Origin of the sequence: Archangium sp. (assembly GCF_036389735.1) — a bacterium.
Lineage (GTDB): Bacteria > Myxococcota > Myxococcia > Myxococcales > Myxococcaceae > Archangium.
Genome location: NZ_DASVWK010000176.1, coordinates 1 through 9267 on the forward strand (window position 1 = coordinate 1; position 9267 = coordinate 9267).

Genomic DNA, 9267 nt, shown 5'->3' on the forward strand with positions numbered 1-9267 from the left:
CCGACGCCTGCTTACTCACGGACGAGGGGTGCACTGGTAGGACTCGCGCTTGAGTCCACCCGTCTCGTCCTTGGGTCCAGGTCCGGTGCCGGGCGCGCCCGGGTCGCGGATGTCGAAGGTGGTGCCTTGTACGGAGAAGGACGAGTTGGGGTCGCCGCACCAGATGCCCACGGAGGGGCCCCCGCCGCCATTGCCGCCGTGGCCACCCCGGCCGCCGTTGCCGCCGTTGCCGCCGTTGCCACCATTGCCACCCGTGGTGGTGAAGCCCGTGGCGGTATCCCTGACGAGGGTGGCCTTGCCACCAGCACCGCCCCTGCCGCCAGGGCTCCCGGACTCACCCGTGCCGCCGGTGCCGCCTGGGCCGCCGCCGAGTGTGCTCAAGACGGAGGACTCCAATTCCACCCGTCCCTGGATCAGCAACAGGGCGATGGACGCGCCGCCGCCGCCACCACCGTTGGCGGGGTTGCCTGGACAGCCGCCGGCACCGCCGCCGCCGCCGCTGGCCCCCACCGAGGTGATGGACACGCCCGGCCTGTCGAGCAGGCAGGCACCACCGCCGCCCCCGCCGCCCCCACCTCCGCCGGGAGTGCCCCCGTCACCCGCCTTGCCGAAGTTCGGCGCCCAGGTGTTGGCCGTCAGCTTGCCGAGACCATCTCCCGCCTCGCCATCCGGGCCGGCCACTCCTCCGAGGCCATCCGCCCCCTTGCTTCCGGGCATCCCCATACAGTTGTTCGCCGCGGTCTCGATGGTCTGCTCACCCCGGATTCCTCCATCCGCGGAGGGAATGCCGCGCTCCCCGGCGGTCGCCGTCCCGCCTCCTGCCCCGGTCACTCCCCCGTTCCCACCCCGTCCACCTTGATACGTGACGGTACCGGTGACGGTGCCGCAACCGCTGATGCCGGGCGAGCCTCCAGCGGGTGCCGGGCCCGAAGGCGCCTGCGTGGTGTCCACCCCCGGGCCGCCATCCGCGCCGCCCTGGGTCAGCTGGGGGGGAGAGTTGCCCGGCGCACCGGGCCCGCCGCTCTCGGCCACGATCCGCACGTAGCGCAGTCGCACGCCGCTCGAGTTCAACACCCGCATTCCGATGGAGGGCACACCGCCGTCGCCACCTCGGGCCGACGTGATGCTCAACCGATCCAGGAGGACGCCCCCGTCCTCGCCCAGCCCGCTCACCGTCAGGCCGATACCGCCGCCCCGGATGTGGGTGACGTAGCCCGCGTCGCGCTTCCAACCCCCGTCCACGCCAGCGTAGCCGCCATGGAGCGAGACGGACTTGTTCAGCTGGATCGCCGGCTCGTCATAGTCACCCTGGGCGAGGTAGAGCGCCTTGCCCTCGCTGGTGGCCCGCTGGAGGGCGAACGAGAGCGTCTGGAACGGAGCCTCGCGCGTGCCGGCATTGGTGTTGCTGCCCACGGCCGGGTCGACGAAGAACGCGTTCCTGATGTCGCCATCCACGCCATCGCAGTTGGCGTCGAAGAAGGCATTGTCCGGTACGTCGATCAGCTCGGGATCGCACTTGTCGGGGTTGCAGCGCCCGGACGCCACGCACTCCTGGAACGCCTCGTCGAACTTGTAGCAGCCGGTGATGGCCAGCGACGCCAGCGCGAGCCCCACGGAGAAAAGCTTCCTCGCCTCGAGCATGTGATGACTCCTCACGGCAGCGTTCCCACCAGACCCACCATTCCACCCTGTGGGCCCATGGAGGCGGTGGGCCGCACCTGGACCGCGTCGTCCTCTTTCGTGCCGGACAGCAGGTAGACGAGTCCGGTCGTCACCACGCCGGCCGCGCCCAGCGCGAAGGATGCCCGGCTCAGGTTCTGCGACAGCTTGCCGGAGTCCTTCAGCGCGAGGCCCTTCTGCGGATCCATCAGCTCCGGGTCCGTCAGCTCGCGGTAGCTCTTCCCCGCATCCAGATAGAAGTACGTTCCCACCCCCAGCAGCACCGCGCCTCCGGCGGCGGGCATCCAGGCCCAGCCTGGCGCGTTCGAGCGGCGGGTCGTCACCGTGGGCGGGGGCCGCACCGGCTGGACCGGCGTGGTCTGGGGTGGGGGCGCCTCGACGACCGGGGCCTGCGCGGACGGGCGCAGCGCCTGGCGCATCCGGGGCACCACCCGCTCGCTGGCCTGGGTGAGCGCGTCCAGGAGCTGATCCTCCCGCACCCCGGGCACGTAGTGCTCGGCGAGCAGCTCGCCATCGCGGGTGGCGTAGATTTTCAGACCCACCCGGTAGCCGCTGAGGAACTGCACCAGCTCGGCGATCAGCACCGCGTCGGCCTGGGCGGCCTCTCCCAGGGTGATGCGGCAGGAGGCCTCCAGCCGGTTGCACCCGAGCACCTCCTTGCGTTGCGCGGGGGGCATCCGCTGGGACAGCTCCGAGGCGCGGACCACCTGGAGGCCCTCGGTCTTGAGCTGCTCGTACACGTGCTCCTGGGCGAAGGAGACGATGTGCGAGGGGACGCCCGCGGCCTCGGGCGGGGCGATCAGCACGGAGAGGGGCGCCTCGGAAGACGCGGGCGCCTGGCCGAGCACGACGAGCGTGGCGAGGAGTGGAAGGAACACGATGGTGGCACTTTCCCCGCACAATGCGCCCACCGCAAGGTCACGTCCTCGCGATGATGCCGGGGAGTGGCCACCGGGGCCCCCCGCCCGGCTCAGCGGCGCGGCTTCTCGGGGATGGGCTTGATGTGCGTCTTCTCCGAGTTGTCCAGCTCGGGCGGCTCGTCGTCATCGGGCACGGGAGGAGCGGGCCGGGCGGGGGGAGGCGCGGGCCGGCGCACGGGAGCGGGCACGCCCGGGCGCTGGGCGGTGGGACCGGGGGGGCGCTGCTGCGGGGGCAGGTTGGGCCGGAGCGCCGGGCGCGGCGGAGCGACTCCCCGGCCCTGGGTCTCATCGTCGTCGGCCAGGAGGTCCGCAGCGATCTGCACATTGGGCTCGTCCGCGGGGGCGCCGAGCCCGTCGTCGGACGAGGAGGCGAAGGGGTTGCGCGTGGGCGGCGGGGTCCGGTCGTCATCCACGGGAGGCGGGGGCCGGTTGGCGGGCAGGTTGGGCCGGAGGGCGGGAGCGGCGCGCGCGACGGGGACCTCGGCGGTCCTCGGCCGGGCGGCGGCCACGGGGGACGGCTCGGGGGGGAGCTTGGGCGCGAGGGGGAGGTTGGCGGGCACCTGCACCTGCACCGGTGCGGAGGCGGGCGAGGGGGGCTTGCCGTCCTTGGCGTCGCGGGCCTCGTCCTTCAGCCGCTGCTCGAAGTTGCTCCACTCCTTCTTGAAGTTGGAAGGATCCGGCTCGCCGCGCTCGCGGTGCTTGAGCGAGGGGGCCCAGCGGACGGAGTAGCTCTCACCGGCGGCGAAGGAGGGCGGGGCTGGCACGCCGTAGGTGGCCGGGTCGAAGAAGGACTCGTCCAGGTCGGCGAAGCCGTAGGCGCGCGCCCGGGCGACGAAGTTGGGGATGATGCCGGTGGGCGCGTGGTAGCCGAGGATGTGGCCGTCCTCGTCCTTCGTCACCGGGGTGAAGACGAAGATGTCCTGGGTGCGGTAGTCGCCCTTCTCGGTGAGGGGGAGCACCTCGGACAGGGCGATCGTCTTGCGGCTGCCGTCGTGGAGACGCTCGCAGCAGACGATGAAGTTGATGGCGCTGACCACCTGGGCGCGGATGGCCACCATGGGCAGGTCGATGCCGGACATGAGGCAGAGCGACTCGATGCGGCGCAGCGTGTCGGTGGGCGTGTTGGCGTGGGTGGTGGCCAGCGAGCCGCCGTGGCCGGTGTTCATCGCCTGCACGAGGTAGAAGGCCTCGCCGCCGCGCACCTCGCCCACCACGATGCGGTCGGGGCGCAGACGCAGGGCCGAGTTGAGCAGGTCTCCCATGTCCACGGCGCCCTTGCCGAACTTGTCCGGGGGCCGGCTCTCGAAGGGGACGATGTGGGACTGGTTGAGCTGGAGCTCCGCCGAGTCCTCGATGGTGAGGATGCGCTCCTCGTCGGGGATGAGGGAGGAGACGATGTTGAGCAACGTCGTCTTGCCCGAGCCCGTACCACCGGACACCAGCATGTTGAGCTTGGTGTGGATGCCCGCGTCGATGAGCCGCGCCATCTGCGGCGTCATCGACTTGAACTTGATCAAGGAGTCGATCGTCAGCTTGTCCTTGAAGAACTTGCGGATGGAGATGGTGGTGCCCTTGCGGGCGATGGGCGGGATGACGACGTGGATGCGGCTGCCGTCGGGAAGGCGCGCGTCCAGGCGGGGGCGCTCCTCGTTGAGGAGGCGACCGACGTACTGGGCCATGTTGCGCGCGGCGCCCAGCAGGCCTTCCTCGGTGAAGGAGGCATCGACCTTGGAGACCTTGCCCTTGCGCTCGATCCAGATGTCGGTGGGACCGTTGATCATGATCTCGGAGACGTTCGGGTCGTCGAGATAGGGGACAACGGGCTTGAGGAAGGCGCGGAGCGACTCGGAGTACATCGACATGGCGCCCCCGAGGGTAGCCCGAGAGCGGCCCAGGCCCAAGAGGAGGACCCGGTCGCCGGGGAGCCGGGGGGGCGGGGAGGCAGGGGCCTGGATGTAGGCCCTGGGCTACGGCGTGCTGGACAAGGGGTGAGCCCCCGAGGGGGCCGGCCCTCTACTTCAGCACGTAGGTGGCGAGGACCTTCTGGACCTCGACGATGTTCGACCCCTTGCCGAACTGTTTGACGAGGGGCTCGGGCGAGCCGGAGATCCAGATCTTCAGCTCGGAGTCCGCGTCGAAGCTGCCCGCCGTCTCGATGCAGAAGCGGGTGATGGACCGGTAGGGCAGCGACATGTACTCGACCTTCGAGCCCGTCATCCCCTGCTTGTCGACCAGGAGCAGCCGCTTGTCGGTGAAGAGGTAGAGGTCGCGGAAGATCTTGAAGGCCTTCTCGAGCCTCTCGTGGGGCGCCATCACGGCGACCGCTTCTTCCTGGAGCTTGCTGACGTCGACCTCGGAGGCGTTACCCAGCAGGTTATCGAAGAGACCCATTGTGCCCTCATTTCCAGGATGCGGACCCAATCCTACAGGGAACGTGCGCCGGGGAGAAGGAGAAGGACCGCGGAGGAGTGAATGTCAGACCGGAAAAGTAGGGTGGAGCGGGGCTTCACCCGTGCTTGGATGGGACCCCTGACGCGGAGGCGCAATGGGATCGATGAAGGACAGGCTGCCGGCGGACTGGAAGAAGGTCCTGAAGGACGTGCTGGACAGCCCGGGGGTCACGGAGCTGGAGGCGTTCGTGGCCCAGGAGCGGCGCGAGCACACGGTGTACCCGTCGGAGGAGGACCTGTTCTCGGCGTTCCGGCTGACGCCGTACGCTGACGTGAAGGTGCTGCTGCTCGGGCAGGACCCGTACCACGGGCCGGGCCAGGCGCACGGGCTGGCGTTCTCGGTGCAGCCGGGAGTGAAGCCGCCGCCCTCCCTGGTGAACATGTTCAAGGAACTCCAGAGCGATGTGGGCGCGCCGAAGCCGAAGGACGGCTCACTGATTCCGTGGGCGAAGCAGGGGGTGCTGCTGCTCAACGCGGTGCTGACGGTGCGCCAGGCGGAGCCCAACGCGCACGCGGGGCGGGGCTGGGAGGCCTTCACCGACGCGGTCATCCGGAAGGTGAGCGACAAGCGGGAGCCGGTGGTGTTCCTGCTGTGGGGCAGCTACGCGCAGAAGAAGGAGCCGCTCATCGACACGACGAGACACGTCATCCTCAAGGCGCCGCATCCCTCGCCGCTGTCGGCGAAGAAGGGCTTCTTTGGAAGCCAACCCTTCAGCAAGATCAACGCGGCGCTCGAGAAGGCGGGGCGAGAGCCCATCGACTGGCGACTGCCGGCGTGAGACCGGAGGCGCCCAGGGCGGAGTACGCTGGCGAGGCACCTGAACACCCGGGCCCGCTCGGACCCACGAGCAAGCCGCCTCGCGAGCGGTTAGAGTCTCGTTCATGGCGAAGACCGCACCCCGCAAGGCCCCGGCGAGCCGGAAAACGGCCGTCCGCGCGGCTCCGAAGAAGAAGAGCGCCGTTGCCGTGAAGAAGAGCCCCTCGTCCGTGAAGAAGCGTGCGGCTCCGGTGAAGAAGCCCGTCGCCGCGAAGAAGCCCACCGTCGCGAAGAAGTCCCTCGCGCCGGTGGAGCCTCCCGCCCCCGACGTCGTCGCCGCTCCGAGCGAGACGCCCCTCACCGCCGAGCCCGTGCCCGAGATGAAGGCCCTGCCGGCCGGTGAGCCCGTGGGTGGCCCCACGCTGCCCTTCGAGATCGACCCCAAGCGCGTCGAGGAGAGCCTGCGCAAGATGGGCGAGGAGCTCGTCCACTGGACGAACAAGGGCCGCTACACCAAGGTGCGCTTCAAGTTCCGCGGCAAGCAGCTCCTGCCGGACCTGCCCATCGCCGCCGTGGTCGCCGCCGAGGGTCTCACCTTCTACTGGGGCGGCATCCTCCGCGCGCTCATCGTCACCGTGGCCGGCGGTAGCCTGCTCCAGGTGGAGCTCGTCAACGACGCCGACAAGCGCGTGCAGGCCGGCAAGGAGGCCCTGCTCGCGGGCGAGCTGGACGAGGCCCTCTCGCTCTTCCGCGAGGCGCTCGCCATGGACCGCGACAACGTCGGCGCGCACCTCAATGTGGGTGTCGCCCTGAAGCTGAAGGGGGACCGGGTGAGCGCCCTGGCCTCCTTCGAGCGCGCCAAGGCGCTGGACCCCGAGGGCCCCCTGGGCGCCGAGGCCGAGCGGCTCGCCGTCCCCCTGCGTCCCAAGGACGTCATGGCCCAGACAGGCTGAGCCCATGGGCGCGCCCATCCAGGACGAATACGAGGTGCGCCTGGAGGGCCGGGCGGTGGTGCTGCCGCCCGCCCGCAAGCGCTTCTACAACCTCGTGCTGGCGCTGGCCGACTCCCGCTGGGAGGAGCGGCTGCGCCAGGAGCTTCCCCTGCTGCGCGAGGTGGCCGCCCACCAGGAGGAGGTGGACGAGGTGCTCGCCTATGCCCTCCGCCGCGCCGAGGCCGAGGCCTGGCCCACCAGCAACCCCACCGTCCGCGGCGTGTACGAGGTGCACTCGCTGCGCGAGCAGCTGGCCCGGGACGTGGCGCGCAAGCTCGGGCGCAGCGCCCGGGAGCCCCTGGGGCGCCTGATGCTCGCCCTGGAGGACTGGCTGCTCACCATTCCCCGCGTGGTGCCTCCCCACCTGCGCTGGAGCACCGCGCTGGAGGTGCTCCCGGACTCGCTGCCCGCGCTCCGGGAGGCCGCCGCCTTCGGGGACTTCCTGGAGCCGCTCTTCGCCTCGCCCATGCTCCTCACCGGCCGCATTCCGTTCTCGGGGGTGCAGCGCGAGGAGCTGCACCTGTGGTGGCCGAGGGGTGAGGCGGCCCTGGTCTCGGTGTGGAATCGGTTGTCCGGGGTGGACCCCCAGGGCGCCATGGTACGGGAGCTCCGCAAGCAGGCCGGCCGGATGCCTCAGCGCCCCCCGCGCAACGGCCCGGAGCGCCTGCTGCACGCCGACTACTGGTTCCAGGAGGCTCGGGCCCGGTTGACGCAACTGGTCCAGGCGCGGCTGGTCCCACTCGTGCCCGAGCCGTCCGAGATCCTTCCGGTGTGCTGGTGGCTGTTCGAGCGCGAGTACGCCCCGCATGTCCGGCTGTTGCCCTCGGACGGTCTGGACGATGCCCGGGCGGGCCTGATCGAGCTGGCCCATGAGCTGTGGGACGCCCAGCGCTCGGATAGTCCCGACGACGAGCGGTGGTCTCCGGCGCGCTGGAGGCGTCTGGAGGAGCATGCCCACCGGGCGGATGAGGGCCGCGGCGGACCGGACGGCAAGCGGCTGCGCGAGGCCCTCCGGGAGCTCATCCAGCGGCACGGAATCGGCAGCACCACCCTGCGTGGCTGGAGGGACTCGTCGCGCCTGGTGGAACTGGTGCGACAAGCCCGCGCGCTCATGCGTTGAGAGCGGAAAAAAGGGGGTGGGACCGTGTCCGGTGCCCCCCGGTCGAGCAGGCGGAACCCCGTCTTTCTGGCCACCCCTCACCACCCCCGTGTTTCCATTGTTGACGCAAGAAAATCCGGGGGTTAGGTAACTACGTTCCCCTGATCGGGCCCCTTCGGGTGGGCCCGTCTCCTGACCTCCGAAATTCATGGCCGACGACACCACCGACAAGCCGGCAACGCCCCCCGCTCCTCCTCATGGCAGCGTGGGTGAGCTCATCCCCGTCAACATCGAAGACGAGATGCGTCGCTCGTATCTCGACTACTCGATGTCCGTCATCATCGGGCGCGCACTGCCCGACGTCCGTGACGGCCTCAAGCCCGTGCATCGCCGCGTCCTCTACGCGATGAACGACCTGGGCAACTACCACAACCGCGCCTACAAGAAGAGCGCGCGCGTGGTGGGTGACGTGATTGGTAAGTACCACCCCCACGGCGATACCGCCGTCTACGACGCCATGGTGCGTCTGGCCCAGGAGTGGAGCCTCCGCTACCTGCTGGTGGACGGCCAGGGCAACTTCGGCTCGGTCGACGGCGATTCCCCCGCCGCCATGCGCTACACGGAAGTGCGCATGGACCGGCTGGCCGAGGAGATGCTGGCGGACATCGACAAGGAGACGATCGACTTCGGTCCCAACTACGACGACTCCACCGTCGAGCCGCTCGTCCTCCCCACCAAGTTCCCCAACCTCCTGGTCAACGGCAGCACGGGCATCGCGGTGGGTATGACCACCAACATCCCGCCGCACAACATGACCGAGGTGCTCGACGGGACGCTGCACCTCATCGATCACCCCGAGGCCACCGTCCGCGACCTGATGCAGTTCATCCCCGGCCCGGACTTCCCCACCCACGGCTTCATCACCGGCCGCGAGGGCATCATCCGGGCCTACGAGACGGGCCGCGGGCAGATCACCCTCCGGGCCCGCACGGAGATCGAGACCTCCAAGAAGGGAGACCGTGAGGCCATCATCGTCACGGAGATCCCCTACCAGGTGAACAAGGCGCGGCTCATCGAGAAGATCGCCGACCTGGTGCGCGAGAAGAAGCTGGAGGGCATCAGCGACATCCGCGACGAGAGCGACCGGCAGGGCATGCGCATCGTCATCGAGCTCAAGCGCGATGCCATCGCTGGCGTGGTGCTCAACAACCTGTACGCCACCACCCCGCTGGAGACGACGTTCGGCGCGGTGATGCTGGCCATCGACGGTGGGCAGCCGCGCACGCTCAACCTCAAGGAGCTGCTGGACCGGTTCATCGCGCACCGCCGCGACGTCATCACCCGCCGCAGCCGCTACGAGCTGAAGAAG

At 69.9% G+C, this 9267-nt stretch carries 8 protein-coding genes; 4 read left to right on the forward strand and 4 right to left on the reverse strand.

Translation table 11 applies throughout. The annotated features are described in order from the left end of the window. Window positions 1–15: 15 nt before the first annotated feature. The 4 genes from VF794_RS06460 to VF794_RS06475 form a co-directional block, all read right to left on the reverse strand. Window positions 16–1641, reverse strand: a complete 1626-nt coding sequence (locus VF794_RS06460; RefSeq protein ID WP_331108303.1) for a PE-PGRS family protein — start codon at window positions 1639–1641, stop codon at window positions 16–18. 11 nt (window positions 1642–1652) lie between these two features. Beyond that, window positions 1653–2558 (reverse strand): hypothetical protein, encoded by a 906-nt coding sequence (locus VF794_RS06465; RefSeq protein ID WP_331108304.1) that lies wholly within the window; start codon window positions 2556–2558, stop codon window positions 1653–1655. 92 nt (window positions 2559–2650) lie between these two features. After that, window positions 2651–4462, reverse strand: a complete 1812-nt coding sequence (locus VF794_RS06470; RefSeq protein ID WP_331108305.1) for an ATPase, T2SS/T4P/T4SS family — start codon at window positions 4460–4462, stop codon at window positions 2651–2653. 151 nt (window positions 4463–4613) lie between these two features. After that, the gene (locus tag VF794_RS06475; RefSeq protein ID WP_331108306.1) at window positions 4614–4991 is read right to left on the reverse strand and encodes a PH domain-containing protein; all 378 of its coding nucleotides are present in this window, start codon (window positions 4989–4991) and stop codon (window positions 4614–4616) included. Window positions 4992–5154: 163 nt separating this feature from the next. Here VF794_RS06475 and ung point away from each other — a divergent pair, with 163 nt between their 5' ends. The 4 genes from ung to VF794_RS06495 form a co-directional block, all read left to right on the forward strand. After that, complete coding sequence (gene ung / locus VF794_RS06480; protein ID WP_331108307.1) at window positions 5155–5829, forward strand: uracil-DNA glycosylase; 675 nt, start codon at window positions 5155–5157, stop codon at window positions 5827–5829. A 103-nt stretch (window positions 5830–5932) separates the two neighbouring features. Next, entirely contained in the window at window positions 5933–6760 is an 828-nt protein-coding gene (locus tag VF794_RS06485; RefSeq protein ID WP_331108308.1) for a tetratricopeptide repeat protein, read from the forward strand. A 4-nt stretch (window positions 6761–6764) separates the two neighbouring features. Next, window positions 6765–7919, forward strand: a complete 1155-nt coding sequence (locus VF794_RS06490; RefSeq protein ID WP_331108309.1) for a hypothetical protein — start codon at window positions 6765–6767, stop codon at window positions 7917–7919. Window positions 7920–8106: 187 nt separating this feature from the next. Next, window positions 8107–9267, forward strand: a 1161-nt coding sequence (locus VF794_RS06495) for a DNA gyrase subunit A (RefSeq protein ID WP_331108310.1), incomplete at its 3' end; no start/stop codon positions are given.

Coding starts and splice junctions, on each gene's coding strand:
- VF794_RS06490 (WP_331108309.1), top strand. CDS start 6,765: ATGGGCGCGCCCATCCAGGACGAATACGAGGTGCGCCTGGAGGGCCGG.
- VF794_RS06460 (WP_331108303.1), bottom strand. CDS start 1,641: ATGCTCGAGGCGAGGAAGCTTTTCTCCGTGGGGCTCGCGCTGGCGTCG.
- ung (WP_331108307.1), top strand. CDS start 5,155: ATGAAGGACAGGCTGCCGGCGGACTGGAAGAAGGTCCTGAAGGACGTG.
- VF794_RS06485 (WP_331108308.1), top strand. CDS start 5,933: ATGGCGAAGACCGCACCCCGCAAGGCCCCGGCGAGCCGGAAAACGGCC.
- VF794_RS06470 (WP_331108305.1), bottom strand. CDS start 4,462: ATGTCGATGTACTCCGAGTCGCTCCGCGCCTTCCTCAAGCCCGTTGTC.
- VF794_RS06475 (WP_331108306.1), bottom strand. CDS start 4,991: ATGGGTCTCTTCGATAACCTGCTGGGTAACGCCTCCGAGGTCGACGTC.